Origin of the sequence: Sphingomonas hominis (genome assembly GCF_013328205.1) — a bacterium.
Lineage (GTDB): Bacteria > Pseudomonadota > Alphaproteobacteria > Sphingomonadales > Sphingomonadaceae > Sphingomonas > Sphingomonas hominis.
Window position 1 is genome coordinate 471,236 of record NZ_JABULH010000002.1, and the last position, 25,533, is coordinate 496,768.

Below are 25,533 nucleotides of genomic sequence, written 5' to 3' on the forward strand. Positions count from 1 at the left end.
CAGCATGACCTACCGTGCCGCCACCGCCATCGCCTTGTGCCTGATGGCGGGCCAGCTTTCGGCTCAAGTTGCGCCGGCTCAGAAGCCGATCGAGCAGACGCAGGCGCCCGAGAACCAGATCACGCAGCCCAATCCCGAGGTCGTCACCGAACGCCCGCCGGTCGCGCCGCCCGCGACCCCCGCGCCCAACGCGAACGCCCGCACGGTCGCGGCGACAACGCCCGCCAAGCCGCCTAAGTGGGACGTCAACGCGCCGGCGGGAATGCGGACGCGCGAGGTGGCGATCAACACCGATAACGGCAGCTGGATGAACGTCGACGTGTCGCCCGACGGTCGCTTGATCGCGTTCGACATGCTGGGCGACATCTACACCATGGGAATCGCCGGGGGCACGCCGACGCGGATCGCGCAAGGATTGGCGTACGAGCATCAGCCGCGCTTCTCGCCCGACGGGCGGCGGATCGCGTTCACCTCCGATCGCGGCGGCGGCGACAACATCTGGGTGATGAACGTCGACGGCAGCGACAAAAGGCAGGTGACCAAGGAGGATTTCCGCCTGCTCAACCAGCCGTCGTGGAGCCCCGACGGGCGTTTCATCGCGGCAAAGAAGCATTTCACGACCGGTCGCTCGCTCGGCACCGGCGAGGTGTGGCTGTACCATGTCTCGGGCGGCGGCGGCGTGCAGTTGGTCAAGCGCAAGAGCGAGCAGCTGCAGAAGGAGTTGGGCGAGCCGATCTACGCGCCCGACGGCAAGAGCATCTTCTACACGCGCAATGTCACGCCGGGTCCGATCTTCGAATATGCGCAGAATTCGCGCACCGACCTGTTCAACATCGAGCGCTACGACATCGACAGCGGCGAGGTGACCACCGCGGTGTCGGGGGTCGGCGGATCGGTGCGGCCGACGCCGTCGCGCGACGGCAAGCGGATAGCGTTCGTGCGGCGCGAGAACAACAAGACCAAGCTGTGGGTCAAGGACCTGTCCACCGGGGTCGAGCGCGTCATCTACGGCGACCTCGACCGCGACGTGCAGGAAACCTGGGCGGTGACTGGCGTGTACCCCAATATGGCGTGGACGCCCGACAATGCGGCGATCCTGATCTGGGCGGGCGGGCACATCCAGCGCGTCGCGGTCGACGGATCGGGTGCGCGCGTGGTGCCGTTCCGCGTCAACGACACGCGCGTGGTGATCGACGCGACGCACCCGCAGGTCGAGGTGTCGCCCGACCGTATCCAGACAAAGATGCCGCGCTGGGCGAGCGTGTCGCCCGACGGGCGTCAGGTCGTGTTCGAGACGCTGGGCAAATTGTACGTCAAGCCGATGGCGGGTGGTGCCGCGCGGCGGCTGACGCGCGCCACCGACGAGCTGGAGCTGTGGCCGAGCTGGTCGCGCGATGGGCGACAGATCGTGTTCGTCGGCTGGACCGATGCGGGGCTGGGGCAGATCAAGACGGTCGCGGCGGGCGGCGGCTCGGCCAAGGTCGTGACGAGTGCGGCGGGGCTGTATCGCCGGCCGCATTTCTCGCCCGACGCCAAGGTCATCGTGTTCGAGCAGGGCGAGGGTGGCGGGCTGACCGCGGCGCGTGGGGCCGGCGGATCGGGTGCGTACCGCGTCGCGGCGACGGGCGGCGCGCCGGTCAGGATCGCGGAAGGCGCGGCCGTGCCGCAGTTCGGCGACCGGAACGACCGCGTGTTCCTGCTGACGAGCGAAAAGGACAAGCGCCAGCTCGTCAGCACCGATCTGAACGGTGAGGCCAAGCGGGTCCACGCGCAGGGCGAGCTGGTCAGCGATTATCAGGTGTCGCCGACGGGCGAGTTCGTCGCGTTCAAGCAGAATTACCAGGCGTTCGTGATGCCGCTGATGCCCGGCACGCAGGGGGTGGAGACCGACAAGAAGGCCGGGCCGCTGCCCGTCACGCAGGTGAGCGCGGACGGCGCGGACTTCATCAACTGGTCGAACGACGGACAGGCGCTGCACTGGAGCACCGGGCCGACGCTCTACACCGCACAGGTCAATGCGCTGTTCCAGCAGGCACCAGTGGGCGAGAACGCGCCGAAGTTCGCGGCGCCGCGCACCGGCGTGTCGCTGTCGATGGACGTGCCCGCGGCGAAGCCAACGGGCACGGTCGCACTGACCGGCGCGCGCGTGGTGACGATGGCGCGCGCCGATGGCGGCATCATCGACGATGCGACGATCCTGATCCGCGGCGACCGCATCGTCGCGGTCGGCCCGCGTGCCTCGGTCACGATTCCCGCCGGCACGAAGACGATCGACGTCGCGGGCAAGACGATCATCCCCGGGCTGGTCGACGCGCACGCGCACGGCCCGCAGGGCGACGACGAACTGGTGCCGCAGCAGAACTGGAACGCGATGGCGAACCTCGCGCTCGGCACCACGACGATCCACGATCCATCGTCGCGCTCGGCCGAGATCTTCCCCGCGGCCGAAATGCAGCGCGCGGGGCTGATCCTGGCGCCCCGCATCTTCTCGACCGGCGAGATCATCTACGGTGCGAAGTCGCCCGACGTTTACGCGGAGATCAACAGCTACGACGACGCGCTCGCCGACGTACGCCGGTTGAAGGCGCAGGGCGCGCACAGCGTCAAGAACTACAACCAACCGCGGCGCGAGCAGCGTCAGATGGTCGTCGCCGCCGCGCAGGCCGAGGGGATGGAGGTCGTGCCCGAGGGCGGGTCGCTGTTCACGCAGGACGTGACGCTGATCCAGGACGGCAATTCGACCGTCGAGCACAACATCCCGCTGGAGCATTTCTATGACGATCTGATCCAGTTGTGGACGCAGACCAAGACCAACTACACCCCGACGCTGGTCGTCACCTATGGCGGGCCGGCGGGCGATCCGTATTGGCGCGCGCACACCGACGTGTGGCGTCACCCGATCCTGTCGCGCCACGCGCCGCAGGGACTGCTCGCGGCGCAGAACGCGCGGCGCGAACTGGCGCCCGAGGAGGATTACGTCGACGGCGAGAGCGCGCGCGAGGCGAAGAAGCTAGCGGACAAGGGCGTGCAGGTGTCGATCGGCGCGCACGGGCAGCAGGCGGGGCTGGGCGCGCATTGGGAGATGTGGAGCTTTGCCAAGGGCGGCTGGTCGCCGATCGAAGCATTGCGCGCGGGCACGATCATGCCGGCGACGTCGCTGGGATATCAGAAGGACGTCGGCTCGCTCGAGCCCGGCAAGCTCGCCGATCTGGTGGTGCTCGACGCTGATCCGACGGTGAACATCCGCAACACCGATAAGGTGAGCCGCGTGATGCTGGGCGGGCATCTTTATGATGCCGCGACGCTCAACGAGGTTGAGACGGGCAACCGCCAGCGGATGCCGTACTGGTTCGAGGGCGCGAACGGCGGCGGGGGTACGGGCACGCGGATGACCACCGGGCACGGTTACGGCGACGCGGATCAGGATTGATCTGACGCGCCGGCGTCCGATCTGCTAGGGGCACGCGCTACCTCGTGTGCCCCCAAGTGGATGAGAATGACCGAGACTTCGCCCCCGCCGCCGATCCTCGTCGCGGCGCTGTACCAGTTCACGACGCTAGACGACGTGGCGGCGGTGAAGGCCGCGCTGCTGCCGGTGTGCGAAGCGGCCGAGGTGCGCGGATCGCTGCTGTTGGCACACGAAGGCGTTAACGGGACGATCGCGGGTAGCGACAACGGGATTGCGGCGGTGCTGGCGCATCTGCGCACGCTTCCGGGATGTGCGGCGCTGGAGGTCAAATATTCGCGCACCGACGCGATGCCGTTCGGGCGGATGAAGGTGCGGTTGAAGCGCGAGATCGTGACGATGGGGCAGCCCGACCTCGATCCGGTGGAGGGCGTGGGCGCCTACGTCGCGCCCGAGGACTGGAACGCGCTGGTCGACGATCCCGACACGATCCTGATCGACACGCGCAACGACTACGAGGTGGCGCTGGGCACTTTCGCGGGTGCGATCGACCCGGGAACGCGAAGCTTTCGCGACTTTCCGGCGTGGTTTCGCGAACGGCGCGGCGCGTTGCTGGGGGAAGGGCGGCGCCCGAAGATCGCCATGTTCTGTACCGGCGGCATCCGGTGCGAGAAGGCAACGGCGTTTGTGCGCGCCGAGGGGATCGACGAGGTGTTCCACCTGAAGGGCGGCATCCTCAATTACCTGGAGCAGGTGCCCGAGGCCGACACGCGCTGGCAGGGCGAGTGTTTCGTGTTCGACGAGCGGGTGAGCGTGACGCACGACCTGACGCCGACGCACCGGGCGATGTGCAAGTGGTGCCAGCGGCCGGTGGATGATGACCGCGGGTGTGGGTGTGGGGTCGAGGCGTAAGCGGGGCGGGTGGGCCTGAGGGCGTCGTCCCGGCCTTGAGCCGGGATCCCGCTTCTTCTTCGGCCGCTCACTGGAAGCGGGACCCCGGATCAAGTCCGGGGTGACGGGGGGTGAGGTGGAGGATGCCTGCTCCACCTACCCACCCCCGACCCCTCCCTTTCAGGGAGGGGAGAAGGTTGGGCTTCCGCTTGGCTGTCGGGCGCTACGACTCCCCTCCCTGACAAGGGAGGGGTTGGGGGTGGGTAGGCCTGACACGAAGCGCAGCGTGCCTAGTCTGCCCCTCACGGGGCAGGACCGAAGCTCAGACGCCTGCGCTGGCGGCCGGGCGGTCGCGCATCGCCTCGATCCAGCGCGCTAAATGGATGTGTTCGGGCGCGGGGCTGAATTTTACCATGCGTGCGAAGTCGAGACCGGTGAAGGCGACCACGTCGGCGATGGTGACGCGGTCGGCGGCGATGAACGGGCTTTCGGCCAAGCGACGGTCGAACACCTTCAACGCGCGCGTCGCAGCGGCGGTGTTGGTTTCGGCGATCGCGGGCACCTGCGTCTCGATCGCGGCGAGCGCGGGGTGGCCGTGGCGGACCGACATCATGAGCGGGGTCGCGAGCAGCATCTCGGCGCGGCGCATCCACATCTCGATTACCGCGATCTCCAGCGGATCGCGGCCGAACAGGTTGGGCTCGGGATAGACGCTCTCGAGATAGCGGCAGATCGCGATCGATTCGGTGATCGTCGTATTCGCATCGATCTCCAATGCGGGGACATTGGAGAGGCCGGCGCGCGCGAGGTAATCGGGGGTGCGGTGCTCACCCTTGAAGATGTCGGTTTGGACGATCTCGATATCCTCGATGCCCTTTTCCGCCATGACCCAGCGAACGCGGCGCGGATTGGGGGCGCGGCGACTGTCGTAGAGGCGCATCATGCCTGCGCTTCCTTGTTCTCGGGCGCGATCTTGTCCTGCGTCTTGGTGTCGAAATCGCTCGCGTCGTGGCGTTCGTGAAGCTGGCTGGCGGGGTCGCCCATCACGCGGTTGACCATGCGCCCGCGCTTGACCGCCGGACGTTCGGCAATCCGGTCGGTCCAGCGCAGGACGTTCTTGTAGTCCTGAACCTGGAGGAAGGTGCCGGCGTCGTAGACGAGCCCTTTCACCAGCGCGCCGTACCACGGCCAGATCGCCATGTCGGCGATCGTGTAATCGGCGCCGGCGACATATTCGCTTTCGGCCAGGCGGCGGTCGAGCACGTCGAGCTGGCGCTTTACCTCCATTGCGTAACGGTCGATCGCATATTCGATCTTGGTCGGCGCATAGGCGTAGAAATGGCCGAAGCCGCCGCCGAGCAGCGGCCCTGCTCCCATCTGCCAGAACAGCCACGACAGGCATTCCGCGCGCGCGGCGGGTTCGGTGGGGAGGAAGGCGCCGAACTTCTCGGCGAGGTAGACGAGGATCGAGCCCGATTCGAACACGCGGACGGGCGTGTCGCCGCTGCGGTCGACCAGCGCGGGGATCTTGGAATTGGGATTGGCGGCGACGAACCCGCTGGAGAATTGGTCGCCCTCGTTGATGCGGATCAGCCAGGCGTCATATTCGGCGCCGCTGTGCCCGGCGGCGAGCAGTTCCTCCAGCATCACCGTGACCTTCACCCCGTTGGGCGTGGCGAGCGAGTAGAGTTGCAGCGGATGACGCCCGACCGGCAGCTCCTTGTCGTGCGTCGCACCGGCCATGGGCCGGTTGATGTTGGCGAAGCGGCCGCCATTGTCCTTGTTCCAGGTCCATACCTCGGGCGGGGTGTAGGTGTCGGTCACGGTGTGATCCTCTGGTTAGGCGATGGCGCAGGATATCGGACGCGGGCACGCGGGTCCAACGGTCCGCTTCGCCGGCCACGGCGGTGGAGCGAAGTGGAGGCCGCGAAGTGGAGGAAGTGGAGGTTCACACGCATGTTTTCATGTCGCGCACCTGTGTCCGTCGGGAGGGTGGAGGCAGGTGTCGTAATCGAGGCGAACGGCGGTAGGACAGGTCGTGTGACGCCTACCGCCGGGCGCGTCATCTACCGCGTTGGCGCGAAGGAGAAGAGTTCGGTACGGATCGACGGCGGGGCACCGGGCTTGAACCAGTTGGTGTCCTGAATGTGGCTGGCGGTGACGTAGATGCGGCCGTCGCGCCCTTCGGAGAAGGTGTCGGGCCAGCGCAGGCGGCGGTCGGTGAGGACGTTCTGCACGGCGGTGCCGTTCAACCGCTTGATCGAGTAATCGGTCGGCGAGGTGATGTAGAGCGTGCCTGCCTTGCTCATCCACAGGCCGTCGGCGACCTGCGTCTGCGCGACGGTGCGGACGCCCGCGCCGCGCTGCGCCTCGTTCACCCCGTCGCGCAGCAGCGCGGTGTCGATCGCGTAGAGCGTCTTGCCGGTCAGCGCCTGATAATAGAGCGTGCGGCCGTCGTTCGAGATCGCGATGCCGTCGGCGGCGAAGGCGGGTTGGCGACCGTCGGGGCGGAGCAGCGGGCGGCCGTCGAGTGTCACCTTGACGGTCTTGTCGATCTGCGTCGAGGGATGGCCGTCGAGGGTGCGGAACGAGCGGCCGCTGTCGAGGTCGACGACGATGATCGCGCCGCGCGTGCCGCTGTCGGTGATATAGCCAGTCTTGCCGTCGGGCGAGAAGCGGATGTCGTTGAGGTAGGTGCCCTGGAGCGCGACGTCGCCGGGAACGGAGATCACCTTGGTCACGCGGTTGGTGCGTAGGTCGATCTTGACCAGCTTGGGCGCGCCTTCGAGGATCTTCTCGTTGCCAGGTGCGCCGGGATCGAGCACCCAGAGGTTGCCCTGGCCGTCGGGTACGATCGACTGGACGCAGACGAAATAGTCGCCGACGGGCAGCTCGCTGCTGCGCGCGTTACGCCAGCTGTTCCACCGGGCGTCGGGATAGGGGCGGAGCGAGCCGTCCTTCATCACCTCGGCGACCGAGATCGGCGCGTCGTCGGTCCAGCGCGGGAAGTTGACGAAGCGGCGGCCGTCGGCGGTGACCGCGACGCCGGTCGCCTGATGGTCGAACTGCGCTTCCTGTTTCAGGCCGTTGCCGGTGCCGCCTTGCGCGACTGCCATGGTGCCAACGCCGAGCAGCGCGGTGGCGAGGCCGAGGGAGGCGAGGAAACGGTGCCGTGCGCGCATGGGTGATCTCTCCTGAGCCGAGCGTCGCGAGAGGTGCGCGCGGGCCGAGGGTAGAACACAATGGGCGGCGTTGTGTTCAGTGTGGCTGAATCTGGTTCTTGAGGCGCCCGGCCTACTGCGGTGCTGCGTGGTGGTGTGAGAAGAAGCAGGATCCCGGATCAAGTCCGGGATGACGGGGTGGTGCGATCTGGGGGCTGTTGCGTGCCGATCTACCCACCCCTGACCCCTCCCTTATAGGAAGGAGAGAGATCGATTCAGGCCGCTATCGCTTCCAATTGTTCGTTCAGTTCGAGCCAGCTCTGTTCCGACGCGTCGATCTGTTCCTGCACGCTGGCGCGACGCTTCATCAGCTCGGTCATGCTGAGCTTGGCGAGCGGGCCCTGCGCGGTCGAGGGATCGAACATCGCGCGGTCGAGCGCGCTGCGCTGCTCGGTAAGCTTGACGAGCGCGGCCTCGGCGTCGCGGGCCTGCTTGCGCAGCAGCTTGTCCTGCTCGCGCTGCTCGGCCTGCTTACGCGCGTCGGCCTTTGCCTTGGCCTTCGACTGTTTGCCCGAGCCGTCGCCCGACAGGATCAGCTTGATGTAATCCTCGATCGCGCCGTCGAAATCGACCGCGGTGCCACCGTCGACCAAGACGAGCCGGTCGGCGGTCATCTCCAGCATGTGGCGGTCGTGGCTGACGATGACGACCGCGCCGGTGTAGCCGTTCAACGCCTGGATCAGCGCCTCGCGCGCGTCGACGTCCAAGTGGTTGGTCGGCTCGTCGAGGATCAGCAAGTGCGGCGCGTCGCGGGTGATGAGCGCGAGCGCGAGCCGCGCGCGCTCGCCGCCGGACAATTTGCCGACCTTGGTGATCGCCTTGTCGCCCTGGAACCCGAAGCGCCCGAGCTGCCCGCGCACCGCCGAGGGCGACGAACCCTCCATCAGCGACGACATGTGCTGGAGCGGCGTCTCGTCGCGGTCGAGCTCCTCGACCTGGTATTGCGTGAAATAGCCGACGCGCATCTTGCCGCTCGCCTGCATCGCCCCCTCCATCGGGGTGAGCTGCGCGGCGAGCAGGCGCGCGAGCGTCGTCTTGCCGTTGCCGTTGCGCCCGAGCAGCGCGACGCGCTCGTCGGGGTCGATGCGCAGGTTCAAGCGCTTGAGAATCGGCGTCTCGTTATAGCCGACCGTGGCGAGGTCGAGCGTGATGAGCGGCGGGCGCAGCGCGGTTGGATCGGGGAAGTCGAACGACAAGGACGGATCGTCCATCACCTCGGCGATCGGCTGCATCCGCGCGAGCGCCTTCACGCGCGACTGCGCCTGTTTGGCGGTCGAAGCGCGGGCGGAATTGCGCGCGACGAACTCCTTCAACTTCTCGCGCTCGGCCATCTGCTTCTCGCGCGCGGCGGCCTGCTGCGCCTGGCGCTCGGCGCGCTGGCGCTCGAACGCGTCATAGCCGCCGGGGTAGAGCGTCAGCTTGCCGCGATCGAGGTGGAGGATGTGGTCGACGACGTTGTTGAGGAAGTCACGCTCGTGGCTGACGACGACGATCGTCGCCTGGTAGGATTTGAGGAAATCCTCCAGCCACAAGACCGCTTCGAGATCGAGGTGGTTCGACGGCTCGTCGAGCAGCAGCAGATCGGGGGCGGAGAACAGCAGAGAGGCGAGCGCGACGCGCATCCGCCAGCCACCCGAGAAGCTCTCCAGCGGTCGGTTCTGCATCTCCTCGTCAAAGCCGAGCCCGACGAGGATGCGAGAGGCACGCGACGGCGCGGACCAGGCGTCAATCGCCATCAACCGCTCGTGGATGTCACCGAGCCGGTCCATGTCCTCCATGTTCTCGCTCTCGGCGAGGAGCGCGGTACGCTCGACATCGGCGGCGAGCACCGTCTCGATCGGGGTGGAGTCGCCGCCGGGGGCCTCCTGCGCGATGTAACCCAGGCGCGCGCCGCGCGGCATGTCGGCGGAACCGGTATCGGGCTCCAGCATCCCCGCGATCACGCGCACCAGCGTCGACTTGCCAGCACCGTTGCGGCCGATCAGCCCGATGCGCCCGCGCGGCGGCAGCGCGGCAGTGGCGCGATCGAGGATCGTCCGCCCGCCGAGGCGAACGGTGATGTCGGAAAGATTGAGCATGCGGGCGCGCTTAGCAGATGCGGCACGAGATTTCGAGCGGTTGCCGCCGGGTAGCCGACCGGTTGCCGGAGACTCCGCGTTTACCTAGATGGGTTGGCATGTCAGGCTACGGCCCTCCCGAACGTTTCAACGAAGAAGCCGCCACCTTCACGATCCGCGGCAGCGACGCGCCCGATCTGCAGGCGGGCGTGGCGGCGATCCGCAACGTGCTGAAAACGCTGCCGCTCAAACCCGGCGTGTACCGGATGCAGGACGCGAAAGGTGAGGTGCTGTACGTCGGCAAGGCGCGCGCGCTGAAGAACCGTGTCGGCAATTACGTCCAGATTGAGCGGCTGAGCAAACGCATCCAGCGGATGGTGTCGCAGACCCGGTCGATGACGATCGTGACGACCAACAACGAGGCCGAGGCGCTGCTGCTCGAGGCGCAGCTGATCAAGCGTTACCGCCCGCCGTACAACGTGCTGCTGCGCGACGATAAGAGTTTCCCGTTCATCCTGCTGCGCGCCGACCACGACTTTCCGCGGGTGCAGAAGCATCGCGGCGCGCGTAAGGCGAAGGGCAATTACTACGGCCCGTTCGCGAGCGCGGGGAGCGTCAACAACACGCTCAACGCGTTGCAGAAATTGTTCCTGCTGCGCAGCTGCACCGACGGGTTCTTCAAGACGCGCGACCGGCCGTGTCTGCTGTACCAGATCAAGCGCTGCTCCGCGCCGTGCGTCGGGCGCATCTCGCAACCCGATTACGATGAGCTGGTCGGCGACGCGAAGAAGTTCCTGGCGGGCAAGACCACCGACGTGCAGGCGAAGCTCGGCGCGCAGATGCAGGCGGCGGCGGAAAACATGGACTTCGAGCTCGCCGCGGTGCTGCGCGACCGGTTGAAGGCGCTGACCTTCATCCAGGGGACGCAATTCATCAACGCGGAAGGGGTGGGCGACGCCGACATCTTCGCGCTCGCGTGCCTGGAGGGCGTGATCGGCATCCAGGCGTTCTTCATCCGCGGCGGGCAGAATTGGGGGCACCGCAGCTTCTTTCCATCGCACACCGCCGAGGTGAGCGAGGAAGAGGTGCTGCAACTGTTTCTGATGCAATTCTACGAGGAGGTGCCGCCCGCGCGGACGATCTTCGTCGACCGCGAACTGCCCGAGGCGGCGCTGCTGATGGAGGCCTTGTCCGAGCAGGCGAAGCGCAAGGTCGAGATCACCGTCCCGCAGCGCGGCACGCGGCGGCGGCTGCTCGATCAGGCATCGCGCAACGCCAAGGAAGCGCTGGAGCGGCGGCTGGCGGAGAGCACGACGCAGACGCGGCTCAACCGCGAGGTCGCCGAGCTGTTCGAACTCGCCGAGTCGCCCGAGCGGATCGAGGTGTACGACAACAGCCACATTCAGGGCACGAACGCGGTCGGCGCGATGGTGGTCGCGGGGCCGGAAGGGTTTCGCAAGGGCCAGTATCGCAAGTTCAACATCAAGCAGGCGGCGACCGACGACGATTTCGCGATGATGCGCGAGGTGCTGACCCGGCGGTTCTCGCGCGCGCTGGAGGAGGATCCGGATCGCGACTCCGGCGAATGGCCCGATCTGGTGCTGCTCGACGGCGGGCGCGGGCAGTTGAACGCGGCGAAGGCGGTGCTGGAGGATCTGGGCATCGAGGACGTGTGCCTGGTCGGTGTCGCCAAGGGGCCGCACCACGGGCGCGAGGGGCGCGAGGTGTTTCACCTCATGGACGGGCGCGAGCTGACGCTGCCGGTCAACGCGCCGGTGCTGTTCTACCTGCAACGGCTGCGCGACGAGGTGCACCGCTACGTCATCGGCGCGCACCGCGCGAAGCGGGCGAAGGCGATCGGCGCCAGCCCGCTCGACGAGGTGCCGGGCATTGGTCCTGCACGCAAGAAGGCGCTGTTGATGCATTTCGGCACCGGCCGCGCGGTCAGGAACGCGAGCCTGGAGGATTTGCAAAAGGCGCCGGGCGTGTCGGCCAGCGTCGCGCAAACGGTGTACGACTTCTACCACGCGCGTTGAGGGGCGCACCGAGGCGAGCCAGAACTGTAAATTCCCGTCGCTTGTCCGCGGACGTCGGCACGCTAAGCTGTTTGCCGGGGCTTTCGGGGGAATGAGTCATGCGGCGTGCGCCGTTGTTTTTCGCGTTGCTGGCGAGTGCGGAAGCCGCGCAGGCGGGTGACAAGCCGGTGTATCAGGCGGCACCCGCTTGGTTGAAGCCGGCGCCCGCGATCGACGTCGCCAAGCTGACGGACGAGACGCCGATGATCGTGCGCCTCGACAACCAGCAGCGGATCGAGAACGGGCAGGTGTGGTCGTTCTTCGACACCGCGACGCGCGCCGCCTCGGCACAGGCGCTGAGCACCATTGGCGACATCAAGCTGCAATGGCAGCCCGCGCAGGGTGATCTGGTGATCCACCAAGCCGAGATCATTCGCGGCATGCAGCATATCGACCTGATCAAGAACGGGCAGCCGTTCACGGTGCTGCGCCGCGAGGAGCAGCTGGATCAGCGCCAGATCGATGGCGTGCTGACCGCGACGATGAATGCGGAAGGCCTGTCGGTCGGCGACGTGCTGCACGTCAGCTTCTCGATCACGCGGCGTGATCCGACCTTGCAGGGTGCGGCGCAGAGCTTTGCCGGATTGCTGACCGAACCCGCGCGGATCGGCTTCGGCCGGGTCCGCCTGGTCTGGCCCGAAGCGACCGCGGTCAAGTGGCGCAGCTACGCTGAGGGCGCGAAGCCGGTCGAGACGGTGGCGAACGGATGGCGCGAGATCAACCTGACGCTGCCGCTCGCCAAGCAGCCCGAGATGCCCGACGATGCGCCCGCGCGCTTCCGTCCCCTGCCGATCCTGGAAGCCACGACGTTCGCGGACTGGGGCGCGGTGTCGAAGGTGATGGCGCCGCTCTACCGCACCGAAGGGCTGATCGCACCCAACAGTCCGCTGGCCGCGGAGGTGGCGCGGATCAAGGCAGCGACGACCGATCCGCGCGCGCGTGCCGCGATGGCGCTGCAGAGCACGCAGGACAAGATCCGCTACCTGATGCTTGGCATGGACACGGGCAATTACGTGCCGCAGACACCCGCGCAGACGTGGGAGCGGCGCTACGGCGACTGCAAGGCGAAGACGCTGCTGCTGCTCGCGATGCTACACGCGATGGAGATCGAGGCCGAGCCGGTGCTCGCCAGCGCGCAGCTGGGTGGTCTGGTGCCGAACCGGCTGGCGAGCGCGGGCGCGTTCGACCATGTCTTCGTCCGCGCGACGATCGCGGGTGAAACGCTGTGGCTCGACGGCACGCAATCGGGCACGCGATTGGCGGACATCGGCGACACGCCCGCGCTCGGCACGGTGCTGCCGATCCGCGCAGAGGGCGCGACGCTGATGCCGATCGTGCTTCACGCCGACGGTCGCCCGACCGCGGTGGTGACCACCGAGCTCGACGACCGCGGCGGGGTCGACACGCCCTCGGTCGCGACGGTCGAAATGACGCTGCGCGGTGCGGCGGCGGAGGCGATCGGCACCGCGGCGGCGCAAGCCACGCCCGACCAGCGCCGGCAGCTGGCGCAGCGCCTGTTCGCCGAGCAGGTGGGCAGCGGCAATTACATCGACCCGAAGATTTCGTACGATGCCGCGACCGGCATCACCACGATCAGCGCCGTGGGCATTGCGTCGACGCGCTGGTCGAAGGTCGACCGGCGCTATCGGCTCCAGCTCGACAAGGCGGTTGGCGGGTTGAACTTCGACCCGGACCGCGCGCGCACGGCCTGGTCGGCGATACCGGTGGTGCTGCCCGGCCCCGGCAGCGTGATCTATCGCACCATTGTCCGCCTGCCCGACGCGGGCGAGGGCTATACGCTCGACGGCGACCGCGACCTGTCGGCGACACTGGGCGGCGCGCGCATCAAGCGCGCCGTGTCGCTGAGCGGCGACACCGTCACGATCGAGGACCGCATCGACCAGATCGGGGGCGAGATGGCGGCGGCCGACCTGCCGGCGGCGCGCGCGGCCTTGTCGCAGGCGAAGAACCGGTTGGTCACGGTCGTCGCTCCGGCCAGTGTCGCTGGCATGCCATATTACGAGGCGAAGCGCCGCGCCGGGCTGCAGAAGCCGGCCGACGCGATGTTCACGCGGGTAATGGCGGCCGACCCCAAGGTCACCGATCCGTATGAATGGCGCGCGCGCTTCCGTGCCGCCGCCGCCGACCGGGCGGGCGCGGTCGCCGATTACACCAGCGCGATCGCGATCGAACCGAGCATCGACCTGTACCTGGCGCGCGCGCGATTGAACGCGACGCTGGGCCAGGACGCCAAGCAGCTCGCCGACATCGAGGCGGCGCGCAAGCTGGACCCGGATTCGGACGACGCCATCGGGGCGTTGGCGGATTACAAGGCCAACCACAACCAGGCCGAGGCGGCGATCGCGCTGCTCGACGCACGCATCGCGCGCGCGGGGAGCAAGGACCGGGTCGACTGGCTGGCGAACAAGGCCAACGCGCAAGCGGAAGCCGGGCAAAAGGACGCCGCGCTGGCGACGATCGACGCGGCACTGGCGGAGAAGCCGGGCAGCCCCAATCTGCTGAACACCCGCTGCTGGTTGCGTGGGGTGGGCAATCAGGTGCTCGACGGTGCGTTGAAGGATTGCACCAAATCGATCGAGCTGTCCGATTCGACCACGGCCGCGCTCGATAGCCGCGCGATGGTCTATTACCGGCTTGGCCGCTTCGACGATGCACTGGCGGACCTGAACGCGGCGCTGGACGCCTCGCCCGATCTGGCGGCGAGCCGCTACATGCGCGGCGTCGTGCTCTACCGCGCCGGCAAGAAGGCCGACGGCGATCGCGAGCTGGCGCGCGCGCGGTTGCTCAATCCGCAGATCGACAAGGAATATGCACGCTGGGGCATCAATCCCTGAGCGACGGTGCCGAGCGGTCGGCCCGCGTAAGCGTGGCGTTTACGTCTGGGGGGTAAGGCGGGCGGCATGCCGGCCGTCTTTCTGACCATCGATACCGAATTCGCGTGGCGGCACCATGCCGCCGGGCTGGATGCGGCGACGATCCACACGCGATCGGTCGAGCCTGCGGGCGTGGGGCTGGCGTGGCAGCTCGCGGTGCTGGCGCGGGCGGGATTGAAGGCGACGTTCTTCGTCGATCCGCTGCCGGCGCTGATCTATGGCGCGGAATGGGCGCGGCGGATGGTCGAGCCGGTGCTGGCGGCGGGGCAGGAGGTGCAGCTCCACTGCCATCCCAACTGGATCGGCGCGGTGGCGGGCGACCGGGGCGCGGCGCATGGCGCGTTCGAGCTGATCGACCTGTCTGCCGATCGCCAGCGTGTGGTGCTGGCTCGCGCGATCGACCTGCTGATGGCGGCGGGTGCGCCGCGGCCGGTGGCGTTTCGCGCGGGCAGCTATTCGGCCAACGACGAGACCTTGTGTGCGCTTGCCGCACTGGGACTGGCGTATGACAGCAGCCACAATGGCGCGCATCATCCGTGGCCGAGCGCGATCGCGCTCGATCCGGCGCAGATCGCGCCGGTCGTGCGGCGCGGGGTGGTCGAGGTGCCGGTGACGGTGATCGAGGATCGGCCGGGCTGCTGGCGCAATTTCCAGATCTGCGCGCTGTCGACGCGCGAGATGCGCGCGGCGATCGACCATGCGGCGGCGCAGGATCACGCCGCGGTGACGATCGTCGGGCACAGTTTCGAGCTGGCGAACCGCGCCGGCACCGCACCCAACCGCGTCCACGTCCACCGGTTCGAGGCGCTGTGCGCGATGCTGGCGGAGCGGCGAGACGTGGCGCCGACGTGTCACTTCGCCGACCGCCCCGCGCTGCCGCTGGGGCAAGGCGACCGCCCGCTCGCGCCCGACGCGTTTCGGCTGCGCTGGCGGCAGGCGGAACAGCTCTGGTCGACGCTGGTGGCGGAGCGTGCGGCGTGAGCGCGAGCGCGCTGAAGCTGCAGGTCGGCGCGCGCACGCTGGCCAGCTTTCCGCGTCGGCTGGTGCGCGTGGCGTGGTCGCTGGAGCAGGTGCTGGCGGCGAGTGGGCCGGTGCTGCCCGCCTTGGCGGACGCCGATGACGGCTATCTCGTCACCTCGCTGCCCGAAGGGGTCGCGCTCGACGCGGGCGGGTTGCGCTTCGTGCGGCAGCGCTACGTGCGTTACTACGTCGATCTGGCAGGCGGGCGCGCGGCGTGGGCGGCGGGGCTGTCGGGGCAGGCGCGGTCGGGGTTGAAGCGCAAGGCGAAGAAGCTGGCGGCGGCGAACGGTGGCGTGCTCGACGTGCGGCGTTATCGATCGGCCGAGGAGATGGCGGTGTTCCATCCGCTTGCGCGGCGCGTGTCGGCGACGACGTATCAGGAGCGGTTGCTCGGGTCCGGGCTGCCCGAGGATGCGGCGGGGCTGGTCGCGGCGGCGGCGCAGGACTGGGCGCGTGCGTGGTTGCTGTTCCTGGGCGACGCGCCGATTGCCTATCTGTGGTGCGGGGCGGACGGCGACACGCTGCGCTACGATTATGTCGGGCACGATCCGGCGTATCACGCACTGTCGCCGGGTAGCGTGTTGATGGGCGAGGCGCTGGGTGACCTGTTCGCCGATTGCTTCCGCTGGTTCGACTTCACCGAAGGCGAGGGGCAGCACAAGCGTGGGCTGGCGAGCGGCGGGGTGGTGTGCCACGATTTGCTGCTGCTGCGCCCGACGATCGCCAACCGGGCGGCGGTGGCGGCGGTCGGCGGGTTCGATGCGGCGATGGCTGTGGCGAAGCGGTGGGGCGAGACGCCGGCGTTGAAGGGGATTGCGCAGCGGGTGCGGCGGGCGTGAGCTGCCGTTTCTCTACTCCCTGACAAGGAGGGATGGGGGTAAGTCGCAGCGTTCCGCGTCGGTCGACCTATCCCCAGCCCCTCCCTTCCAGGGAGGGAGTGATGGTGCCGTGACCCGCCGCGCCTCGCATCCTATCTAGCGAACATGCACCTCGTCGCCGATGCCATTGTCCTGTCCGTGCGTGCGCATGGCGAGCATGGGGCGGTAGTGCGCGGCTTCACGCGGGAGGCGGGGGTGTGGCCGGGCTACGTGCGCGGTGGGCATTCGCGGCGGCTGCGGCCGATCCTGCAACCGACCAATCTGGTGCGGGCCGAGTGGCGCGCGCGGACCGACGAGCAATTGCCCGCGCTGACGGTTGAATTGATCCACAGCCGCGCAGCGATGTACGCCGCGGCGCTGCCGGCGGCGGCGCTGGAGTGGCTGGCGGCGCTGACCGCGGCGGCGCTGCCCGAGGCGCAATCCTATCCTCGCTTGCACGATGCGCTGTCGGGCGTGCTCGACGCGGTGGAGGCGGCGCCGACCGCGAAAGGGTGGGCGGGGGCGCTGGCGCGGTACGAGCTGCTGCTGCTCGCCGAGCTGGGCTTCGGGCTCGACCTGTCGGCGTGTGTCGCGACCGGGGCAGTCGATGATCTCGCCTTCGTCAGTCCCAAGAGCGGTGGGGCGGTGAGCCGGGCGGCGGCAGTCGGGTATGAGGCGCGGCTGCTGCGATTGCCGGCGTTCCTGCACGAAGGCGGCGAGGCGAGGTGGGACGAGGTGATCGACGCGCTGGCGATCACCGGCCATTTCATCGAGCGCGACGTGCTGGTCGATCGGCGGCGCGAATTGTTGTCGGCGCGCGATCGGCTGCTCGATCGGTTGAAAAGGGCGGTTGCCTGAGCCGGCACCGCTTGCCATGCGGAGGTGCATGAGCACGCCCCTGATCGCGATCCTCGCCGGCGACGGCATCGGCCCCGAAGTCACCGCGGAGGCGCGGCGCGTGCTCGACGCGCTCGGGCTCGATCTGACGTTCGAGGAAGCGCTGGTCGGCGGTGCGGCGTACCGGGCGAGCGGGCATCCGCTGCCGGCGGCGACGCTCGATTTGGCGCGGCGGGCTGACGCGATCCTGTTCGGCGCGGTGGGTGATCCGGCGTGCGACACGCTGGAGCGTGCGCTGCGTCCGGAGCAGGCGATCCTGGGGTTGCGCAAGGAGTTGCGCACCTTTGCCAACCTGCGCCCGGCGCGGATCTTCGAAGGGCTGGAGGACGCCTCGACGCTCAAGCCCGAGGTGGCGCGCGCGATCGACCTGGTGATCGTGCGCGAGTTGAACGGCGACGTTTATTTCGGCGAGAAGGGCCGGCGGACGAATGCGGCGGGCCTGCGCGAGGGCCACGACCTGATGCGCTACGACGAGGACGAGGTGCGGCGGATCGCGAGGGTCGGGTTCGAGACCGCGGCCAAGCGGCGTGGCAAGCTCTGCTCGGTCGACAAGGCGAACGTGCTGGAAACCTCGCAATTGTGGCGCGACGTGGTGATCGAGGTGGCGGCGGATTATCCGACGGTCGAGTTGACCCACATGTACGTCGATAATGCGGCGATGCAGTTGGTGCGGAACCCGGGCGCGTTCGACACGATCGTGACGGGCAATCTGTTCGGCGACATATTGTCGGATCAGGCGAGCATGTGCGTCGGATCGATCGGGATGCTGCCGTCCGCGTCGATGGATGCGGGCGGCAAGGGATTGTACGAGCCGATCCACGGTTCCGCGCCCGATATCGCGGGGCAGGGCAAGGCGAACCCGTGCGCGGCGATCCTGTCGGCGGCGATGATGCTGCGCCACTCGTTGGGGCAGGCGGCGGCGGCGGACCGGGTTGAGGCGGCGGTTGCGGCGGCGCTCAGGGCAGGGGTGCGCACGCCCGATCTTGGCGGCGACGCATCGACGCGCGCGATGGGCGACGCGGTGCTCGCCGCGCTGTAAACGCGCGAAAGGTCACGCGAAGGTCACGCCAATGCGCGTCGTTGCGCGGGTTGGTCGGCGTGGAAGGTCACGCGAAGGTCACACCAAGGCGGGTGCTTTGACGGTCGCGAACTTGACCCCATTGCGTCGGTGACCGGCCAAGACTGCCGTCATCCCGGACTTGATCCGGGGTCCTGCTTTCTTGGAGTGAGACGTAGAAGCGCGGCCCCGGATCAAGTCCGGGGCGACGAGGGGATAAGTGTAAGCGCTGGAGTTCGGGGCGGGTCGCGGCGCTTCTGTCCGGTGGGTGTTGTGCGGCCGGGTCAAAGAGCAGTGGGCGGCTCGGCCGCGCGACGCGGGACCTAGCGTTGTACCGGTCTGTAGGACAGCCCGCGCGTCACACCCAGCTGGCGAACCAGGTCCAGCGGCGAAAGGCGCCGGCGTCGGTCAGTGGCTCGGCGCAGAGCACCGGGAGAAAATAGACCAGCAGCGCGAAGCAGACGAGCAGGTAGAGCTCGTCCCAGCCGCGCAAGGCCGCGCGCCAGTGGTCGAGCGCGACTGCGAGCGCGACCGTGAGGAAGATGCCGCTGGGATAGTAATAATAATAGAAGCCGAGCGATTTCGGGATCAGTGCCCAGATCAGCAGGCTACCCACCCACAGCATTGCGGGGGCGAGCAGGCGGGCCGAGTCGGTCTTGACCCAGGCCCAGAACAGCGCGGCGACCGCGACCAGCCCGCCCCACATGATCGCGGGGTTGCCGATCATCCAGATCCCGCGCTGTACCCCGTCGACGGGTTCGTAGAGGTACCAGATCGGGCGCTTCATCAGCGGCCAGGTCCACCAGTTCGACTGATAGGTGTGCGGCGGCAGCACCTGCGTCTGGCGCGCGTACATCTCCCATTGAAACGGGATCAGCCGCGAAAGCGTGAGCGGATCGGTGGTGTAGAAGAAGGCCGGCGCAAAGGTGAGGAAGTAGGTGCCGACCGAGACGAGCCCGAGCAGCGCGATCGCGATCGCGGGGTTCATGCCGGGCCAGCGGTCGAGGTGACGGTGGCGCAGGCGAAGGTAGCTGACGGCGGCGAAGGCGACGTAGGGGGCAGCAGTCCACTTGCACGCGGTGGCGAGGCCGAGCAGCGCGGCGCCCAGGCACCAGCGCCCATAGCCCGGGTGGCGCATCGACCAGGTCAGCACGACGATCCCCCATAGCAGGAACGCCGCCAGAAAGGTGTCGAGCATCGCGATGCGCGCCTGGACGTAGACGGTGAACGACAGCAGCGCGAGCGCGGCGCCGATCAGGCTGGCGCGCAGGCGGCCGGTCAGCAGGTGGACGAGCGCGAACACGCCCGCGATCGTCGCCGCGCCCGCCAGCGTCGAGGCGAAGCGCCAGCCGAACGGCTCGTCGCCGAGCCAGCGAAGCGACAGCGCGATCAGCTCCTTGGCGAGCAGCGGATGCTCGATGTTGGTCGGGCCGGATAGGTCGCGCAGCGCGCGTGCGGCGGGGAGATAGTGGACCTCGTCGAACACGGGCTTGTTCGGGACGGAGAGGCGGAGGAGGAAGACCAGCTCGCTCGCCAGCGCGACGAGCGCGCCGATGAGTAACGGTTGGGTGAGCGGTCGTGTGCGGGAGTTAGGGTCGGCCACCTGGCTTCTCTCACCCGCGGGGCGGTGGCGGGCAAGCGGGAAGTGGATCGATGGCGGGAGCGAGCGGCCGGCTGTTCCTCATCGCTCAGGAGAAGCCGTGTGGAGGCGTGATGGATCCCCGCCTTCGCGGGGATGACGGAGGGAAGGTCTAAGGGGGGAGGGGTTGAGAAAGCCGGCCCGCGCGGGCATGGCGTGCGCCATGAAGCGTCGCACTGGCCAGGACCGTTCGATCACGCAGACTTGGCGTCCCGCTACCCAGGCGATCCGCGGCGGCACCGCGCGATCGGAATGGGGCGAGACGAGCGAGGCGTTGTTCCTTACCTCGGGCTATAGCTACGACCGGGCGGAGGATGCTGCGGCGCGCTTCGCGGGCGAGCAGGCGGGCATGACCTACTCGCGGCTGCAGAACCCCACGGTCGAGATGCTGGAAGAACGCATTGCGCTGCTCGAAGGTGCGGAAGCGTGCCGGACGATGGCGACCGGCATGGCGGCGATGACCGCGGTGCTGTTGTGCCAGCTCGAACAGGGCGATCACGTGGTGGCGGGGCGCGCGGCGTTCGGGTCGTGCCGCTGGTTGACCGACACGCTGCTGCCAAAATTCGGCATCCAGACGACGATCGTCGACGCGCGCGACCCGCAACAATTCGTCGACGCAGTCCGGCCCGAGACGAAGGTGTTCTTCTTCGAGACGCCCGCCAATCCGACGATGGACGTGGTCGACCTGCGCGCCGTCTGCGGTATCGCGCGCGAGCGGGGCATCCGCAGCGTGGTCGACAATGCATTCGCGACGCCGGCGCTGCAGCGGCCGATGGAGTTCGGCGCCGACATCACGGCCTATTCCGCGACCAAGATGATGGACGGACAGGGGCGCGTCTTGGCGGGCGCGGTGTGCGGGACCGCCGATTTCGTCAACAACACTTTGCTGCCGTTCACGCGCAATACCGGCCCGACCTTGTCCGCGTTCAACGCCTGGGTGGTGTTGAAGGGGCTGGAAACGCTCGACCTGCGTATCCGGCGGCAGTCGGCGTCGTCGGTGCAGGTGGGCAGCTTCATGGAAGGACGCGTGCCGCGCATCCTGCATCCTGGCCTCGCCAGCCACCCGCAGCACGAACTGGCGATGAGTCAGATGGAGGCGGCTGGGCCGATCTTCGCGTTCGAGGTCGAGGATCGCGCGCAGGCGCATGCTTTGCTCAACGCGCTGACGCTGATCGACATCTCGAACAACATCGGCGACTCGCGCTCGTTGATGACGCATCCCGCCTCGACCACGCATTTCGGTGTGGCGGAAGACAAACGCATCGAGATGGGCGTGACCGAGGGGCTGATCCGGTTGAACGTCGGGTTGGAAGACCCGCTCGACCTGATCGACGATCTCGACCAGGCGCTGCGGCAGGTCGGCCTGTGACCTCACCCTTGGTGAAGTCGCTGTTCGACGTCGCGGAGACGACGCGCGGGGTGACGGTGCGCGTGTCGGTCAGTTACCTGGCCGAACAGTCGGAGCCGGCGCGCGGGCGGTGGTTCTGGGCCTATCACATCCGGATCGAGAACGAGGGACCGGGCGCGGTGCAGCTCCTTACGCGCCATTGGGTCATCACCGATGGGCGCGGCGCGCGGCACAGCGTGGAGGGTGAGGGCGTGGTCGGCGAACAGCCGGTTGTCGCCGCGGGCGCCAGCTACGATTACGTGTCGGGCTGTCCGCTAGCAACGCCGACGGGCGCGATGCAGGGCAGCTACCGCATGGTCGACGAGGCGGGCGCGGTGTTTGACGTCGCGATCCCGAAGTTCGCGCTCCACGCGCCCGCGGTGGCGGGATGAAGCGGACGCATCTGCCGCTGAACGGTCTGCGCGTGCTCGATGCTGCCGCGCGGCACCTGTCGTTCACGCGCGCGGCGGACGAGCTGGCGGTGACGCCGGCGGCGGTCGGTCAGCAGGTCCGCGCGCTGGAGGATACATTGGGCGTGGTGCTGTTCCGGCGCACGACCAAGGGGCTGGAGCTGACCGACGAGGCGGCGGCGGCGCTGGGACCCTTGCGCGCCGGCTTCCTCCACTTCGAGGAAGCGGTGCGCGCGATGCAGGCGGGGCAATCGTCCAAGTCGCTGACGATCGCGGCGCCGCGCGACCTGACCGAGAAGTGGCTGCTGCCGCGGCTCGCCGAGATCGCGGGCGGTGATCCCGATCTGCGTTTCTCGCTGGTGGTGGCGGACGAGGCGGTGGATTTTACCGAGGCTAACCTCGACCTTGCGATCCGCTGGGGCGAGGGGCCGGGCGCGCTGGAGGGCGAGGCGATCGAGAGCGACGGGCTGGTGACGCTCGAGCGGCCGGGCGGCGGGGCGGACACGGTGATCGCGTGGCCGGGCTCGCCCGAGGGTGCGGCGACGCCAGTGGTGCGCGTCGGCGACGCGGGGCTCGCGATTGACGCGGCAGCGGCGGGGCTGGGGCGCGCGATTGTGCCCGAACTGCTCGCGGCGCGCGATGTGGCGGAGGCGCGGGTCGCGGTGGTGGGCGCGGCGCAGCCGTCGCGGTTGGGTTACTGGCTGGTCGCGCCGACGCCGCAGTGGCGGCAGCGCAAGGTGCAGGCGCTGGTCGAGGCGCTGGCGGGGTAGGCTGGGGTGCGGCGGGCGGCCAGCGGTAGCCTATCTCTCCACTCGTCACCCCGGACTTGATCCGGGGACCCGCTTCTTAACCAGCGTGGAGAAGACAGCGGGATCCCGGGTCGAGCCCGGGATGACGGGAGTGGGGGCGGGGTTAGCCGCCCCCGTGCAGCTTACTTCTTGCGCGCGCGCTTCGGGGCGGCGGCGGCTTCCTTGTCTTCTTCCTCGTCGTGCTCTTCTTCACCGGCCTCGGTCAGCGCCTCGCCGAGCGCCTTGAGCTTGTCCTGCGACTTGTCGGCCTTGTCGGCGATCTTGGTGGTGGCGGCGCCCAGGCGGTGGAGCAGCGCGTGGACGCGGTCGGCATCGGGCTCGTCCTTCTCCAACTGCTTGCGCAGCGAGGTGAGGTCGCGAAGGATGCCCTTTGCGCCGGCCACGTCGGTGTCGGCGAGTGCTGCTTCCCAATCCTCGATCATGTCGGCGCCCTTGGCGGGCTTGGTCGCGTCGAGACCGCGATTGATCGCGTTCATCGTTCCAGCAAATTTGACGGCCATGTGGACGAATGCTCCTGCGGGCGGATGCCCGAGCGAGTAAACGGCGTTCGTAACCTAAGTGTCCGTCAGTTCTTGAGTTTCCATCCGCGCTTGAGCAGCGTGTAGCACAGCACGCCCATGACGATGTCGATGCCGAGGATCACCGCGCTGCCGAGCGTCACCGACGAATCGGCGGTGCCGAGAAAGCCGTAGCGAAAGCCCGAAATGACGTAGAAGAACGGGTTGACGTGGCTGAACGCACGGAACGCGGGGGCGAGGTGATCGACCGAGTAGAAGGTGCCCGACAGCAATGTCAGCGGTGCGATAACGAAGTTGGTGACCGCGGCGGCATGGTCGAACTTCTCCGCCCAGATCGAGGTGAGTACGCCCGCAAGACTCAGGAACAGCGCGCCGAGCAGGCCAAACCACAGCACGGCCACCGGGTGCTGCGGCGTGACGTGGACGTCGGGCCACAGCGACATCGCCAGCCACACCGCCGCGCCGACGCAGAAGGCGCGCGTGACCGCGCCACCGGTCAGTGCGGCGAGCAGCTCGGCGGTCGACAACGGCGGTTGCAGGTAATCGACGATCGTGCCCTGGATCTTGCCGACGAGCAGCGAGAAGCTCGCGTTGGCGAAGGCATTCTGCATCATGCCCATGATGATCAGGCCGGGTGCGACGAAATCGGCGAAGGGCACCACCGTGCCGCCCACGCGCACCGGCGCGCGCGCGCCGTTCGCGACCGTGAAGATCACGAGGAACAGCAGGGTCGTGATCGCGGGCGCCCACACGGTCTGGAGCTGCACCTTGAAGAAACGGCGCACCTCCTTCACATAGAGGGTTCTGAGGCCGCCCCAATTGACGTTCCGGATGACCGGGACGCCCGGTGCGTTCCTGACTGCCGATTGGACTTGGCCGATTGGGGGCTGGCTGCTCATCCCGCGTGCGGGTAAACGTTGCCGGTGCCGCCCGCAACCGGCACCGCTTGAGGAAACACACGAATGTCCTGGACCGACGAGCGCATCGACACGCTCAAGACCATGTGGGAAGCCGGCCAGACCGCCAGCCAGATCGCCGAAGCGCTGGGCGGGGTCAGCCGCAATGCCGTGATCGGCAAGGCGCACCGCCTGGGCCTGCAATCGCGCCCGTCACCGGTGGTCAGCAAGGAAGAAGCGCGCGCGCAGGCAGCCGCCGCCGCGGCACAGGGCGCGGCGTCGCTGGACGTGTCGGCCGAGCCCGCAGCGGCCGAGCCGGTCGAGGCGGCCGCGCTCGCGCCCAGCCCCGAGCCGGTGTCCGCCGCGGCCGAGCCGATGGCGGTCGAGCGCCAGCCCGATCCCGAGCCCGAACCGGTGGTCGAGATTGCAGCGGACGCTGCCGACGAGGTGGAGGAGCACGCCGACGCAGACGAGGAGAGCGACGACACGCCGCCCCCCGCACCGGTGCGCGAGCGCCCGGTCGAGCAGCAGCCGATCCTGCGTTCGGTTGGGCCCGGCGGCTTCGTGCGCCAGGCACCCGGCGAGCAGCAGGCGCCGAGCACGCCCGCACCGCCGCGCCGGCTGGTGCCCGCACGCACCGCGCCCGAATATGCCAACAAGACCTCGCTGCTCGATCTGAGCGACAAGATCTGCAAATGGCCGCTGGGGCATCCCGGTGAGCCCGATTTCCACTTCTGCGGCGAGAAGGTGAACCCCGGTTTTCCTTATTGCGTCACGCATTGCGGCCACGCTTATCAGGCGCAATTGCCGCGCCGCGACCGCCGCGCCGCGCCGCTGCCGTTCGGTGGGCCACGAATGCGCTAAGTCGCTGATCCGCATCGTTGATGTGGAATAATCGAAGGGTCGGTCCGATTTGGAGGATTGGGCCGGCCCTTCGCGCGTAGATCCTCATGTAAATTCAACAAATCTGCGCCATTGGCTGGTTTCCGAAGCGCAAGCCCGCGCGTGCGACAAGGCTGCCGAAAGGATCAGCCATGGTTCGCGCGTTGCCTGCATTTCACATCATCGTGTCACCGCTACAACGGTTGCGGCAGGATCGCCGTGCTGCAGCGCTGATCGAATTCGCGCTGCTGCTGCCGATGCTGTTGAGCCTGGTGATGGGCGTGATCTGCTACGGCCAATATATCTGGCTGGCGCACAGCGTGCAGACGGCCGCCAACGATGCCGCCCGCGCGATCGTCGCGGGCATGACCGCGAGCGAACGGCTGACGCTGGCGCGGGCGGCGGTTGCGACCGACATGGCGAGCGTTCCCGAGTTACGGGCCAACCAGATCGCGCTCGCGGTCGAGGAGGGCGGGGCGCGCGCCACGGTGAAGCTGCGCGTCGATGCGCGCGCGCTGACGCTGCTGTCGACCGGCATGGTCCCGCTGCCCGAGCCGATCATCGAGCGCCGCGCGGTGGTGGCGCTAAGCGCGCTGTGATGATGGCCGGCGTGGCGA

At 68.3% G+C, this 25,533-nt stretch carries 20 protein-coding genes; 13 read left to right on the forward strand and 7 right to left on the reverse strand.

Annotation, left to right across the window (positions count from 1 at the left end; translation table 11 throughout):
• The first annotated feature begins 4 nt into the window (after nt 1-4).
• Entirely contained in the window at nt 5-3,430 is a 3,426-nt protein-coding gene (locus HRV97_RS07300) for an amidohydrolase family protein (RefSeq protein ID WP_174193448.1), read from the forward strand.
• 66 nt (nt 3,431-3,496) lie between these two features.
• Complete coding sequence (gene trhO, locus HRV97_RS07305; protein WP_174193449.1) at nt 3,497-4,318, forward strand: oxygen-dependent tRNA uridine(34) hydroxylase TrhO; 822 nt, start codon at nt 3,497-3,499, stop codon at nt 4,316-4,318.
• Nucleotides 4,319-4,619: 301 nt separating this feature from the next.
• On the opposite strand, the gene HRV97_RS07310 is transcribed toward trhO, so the two are convergent.
• The 4 genes from HRV97_RS07310 to HRV97_RS07325 form a co-directional block, all read right to left on the reverse strand.
• Nucleotides 4,620-5,240 carry a glutathione S-transferase family protein gene (locus HRV97_RS07310; RefSeq protein WP_246248586.1) on the reverse strand — a complete coding sequence of 207 codons (621 nt, stop codon included), beginning with the start codon at nt 5,238-5,240 and terminating at the stop codon, nt 4,620-4,622.
• The gene (gene yghU / locus HRV97_RS07315; RefSeq protein WP_174193450.1) at nt 5,237-6,121 is read right to left on the reverse strand and encodes a glutathione-dependent disulfide-bond oxidoreductase; all 885 of its coding nucleotides are present in this window, start codon (nt 6,119-6,121) and stop codon (nt 5,237-5,239) included. Before yghU ends, HRV97_RS07310 begins: the two co-directional genes overlap by 4 nt.
• A gap of 242 nt (nt 6,122-6,363) precedes the next feature.
• A complete protein-coding gene (locus HRV97_RS07320; protein WP_174193452.1) occupies nt 6,364-7,479 on the reverse strand; it encodes an L-dopachrome tautomerase-related protein in 1,116 nt (371 codons plus the stop codon).
• A 254-nt stretch (nt 7,480-7,733) separates the two neighbouring features.
• Nucleotides 7,734-9,596: an ABC-F family ATP-binding cassette domain-containing protein gene (locus HRV97_RS07325; RefSeq protein ID WP_174193454.1), complete on the reverse strand. Its 1,863-nt coding sequence runs from the start codon at nt 9,594-9,596 to the stop codon at nt 7,734-7,736.
• A gap of 98 nt (nt 9,597-9,694) precedes the next feature.
• Here HRV97_RS07325 and uvrC point away from each other — a divergent pair, with 98 nt between their 5' ends.
• The 6 genes from uvrC to leuB all read left to right on the forward strand — a co-directional run bounded on the left by uvrC (nt 9,695) and on the right by leuB (nt 18,357).
• Complete coding sequence (uvrC, locus tag HRV97_RS07330) at nt 9,695-11,611, forward strand: excinuclease ABC subunit UvrC (protein WP_174193456.1); 1,917 nt, start codon at nt 9,695-9,697, stop codon at nt 11,609-11,611.
• A gap of 98 nt (nt 11,612-11,709) precedes the next feature.
• A complete protein-coding gene (locus HRV97_RS07335) occupies nt 11,710-14,505 on the forward strand; it encodes a DUF3857 domain-containing protein (RefSeq protein WP_174193458.1) in 2,796 nt (931 codons plus the stop codon).
• 66 nt (nt 14,506-14,571) lie between these two features.
• Complete coding sequence (locus HRV97_RS07340; RefSeq protein WP_174193459.1) at nt 14,572-15,525, forward strand: polysaccharide deacetylase family protein; 954 nt, start codon at nt 14,572-14,574, stop codon at nt 15,523-15,525.
• Nucleotides 15,522-16,403 (forward strand): GNAT family N-acetyltransferase, encoded by an 882-nt coding sequence (locus HRV97_RS07345; RefSeq protein WP_343044458.1) that lies wholly within the window; start codon nt 15,522-15,524, stop codon nt 16,401-16,403. The genes HRV97_RS07340 and HRV97_RS07345 overlap by 4 nt, the downstream gene beginning before the upstream one ends.
• A gap of 144 nt (nt 16,404-16,547) precedes the next feature.
• The gene (gene recO / locus HRV97_RS07350) at nt 16,548-17,279 is read left to right on the forward strand and encodes a DNA repair protein RecO (protein WP_174193460.1); all 732 of its coding nucleotides are present in this window, start codon (nt 16,548-16,550) and stop codon (nt 17,277-17,279) included.
• Between the two features lie 28 nt (nt 17,280-17,307).
• A complete protein-coding gene (gene leuB / locus HRV97_RS07355) occupies nt 17,308-18,357 on the forward strand; it encodes a 3-isopropylmalate dehydrogenase (protein ID WP_246248587.1) in 1,050 nt (349 codons plus the stop codon).
• A gap of 376 nt (nt 18,358-18,733) precedes the next feature.
• On the opposite strand, the gene HRV97_RS07360 is transcribed toward leuB, so the two are convergent.
• Nucleotides 18,734-19,978 carry a glycosyltransferase family 39 protein gene (locus tag HRV97_RS07360; protein ID WP_174193462.1) on the reverse strand — a complete coding sequence of 415 codons (1,245 nt, stop codon included), beginning with the start codon at nt 19,976-19,978 and terminating at the stop codon, nt 18,734-18,736.
• A gap of 199 nt (nt 19,979-20,177) precedes the next feature.
• Here HRV97_RS07360 and HRV97_RS07365 point away from each other — a divergent pair, with 199 nt between their 5' ends.
• The 3 genes from HRV97_RS07365 to HRV97_RS07375 are packed head-to-tail and all read left to right on the forward strand — an operon-like array spanning nt 20,178 to nt 22,581.
• On the forward strand, nt 20,178-21,383 hold the full coding sequence (locus HRV97_RS07365; RefSeq protein WP_174193463.1) for a trans-sulfuration enzyme family protein: 1,206 nt from the start codon (nt 20,178-20,180) through the stop codon (nt 21,381-21,383).
• Between the two features lie 11 nt (nt 21,384-21,394).
• The gene (gene apaG, locus HRV97_RS07370; RefSeq protein WP_174193801.1) at nt 21,395-21,793 is read left to right on the forward strand and encodes a Co2+/Mg2+ efflux protein ApaG; all 399 of its coding nucleotides are present in this window, start codon (nt 21,395-21,397) and stop codon (nt 21,791-21,793) included.
• Nucleotides 21,790-22,581: a LysR substrate-binding domain-containing protein gene (locus HRV97_RS07375; RefSeq protein ID WP_174193464.1), complete on the forward strand. Its 792-nt coding sequence runs from the start codon at nt 21,790-21,792 to the stop codon at nt 22,579-22,581. Before apaG ends, HRV97_RS07375 begins: the two co-directional genes overlap by 4 nt.
• Before the next feature lie 161 nt (nt 22,582-22,742).
• Here HRV97_RS07375 and HRV97_RS07380 read toward each other — a convergent pair whose 3' ends face one another.
• Together HRV97_RS07380 and HRV97_RS07385 are read right to left on the reverse strand one after the other, a co-directional pair.
• On the reverse strand, nt 22,743-23,120 hold the full coding sequence (locus tag HRV97_RS07380; protein WP_174193465.1) for a hypothetical protein: 378 nt from the start codon (nt 23,118-23,120) through the stop codon (nt 22,743-22,745).
• Nucleotides 23,121-23,185: 65 nt separating this feature from the next.
• Nucleotides 23,186-24,037, reverse strand: coding sequence for an ABC transporter permease (locus HRV97_RS07385; protein WP_174193467.1), 852 nt, complete (start codon nt 24,035-24,037; stop codon nt 23,186-23,188).
• Between the two features lie 63 nt (nt 24,038-24,100).
• Here HRV97_RS07385 and HRV97_RS07390 point away from each other — a divergent pair, with 63 nt between their 5' ends.
• Nucleotides 24,101-24,898, forward strand: a complete 798-nt coding sequence (locus tag HRV97_RS07390) for a GcrA family cell cycle regulator (protein WP_174193468.1) — start codon at nt 24,101-24,103, stop codon at nt 24,896-24,898.
• A 170-nt stretch (nt 24,899-25,068) separates the two neighbouring features.
• Entirely contained in the window at nt 25,069-25,515 is a 447-nt protein-coding gene (locus HRV97_RS07395; protein WP_174193470.1) for a TadE/TadG family type IV pilus assembly protein, read from the forward strand.
• Nucleotides 25,516-25,533 lie beyond the last annotated feature (18 nt).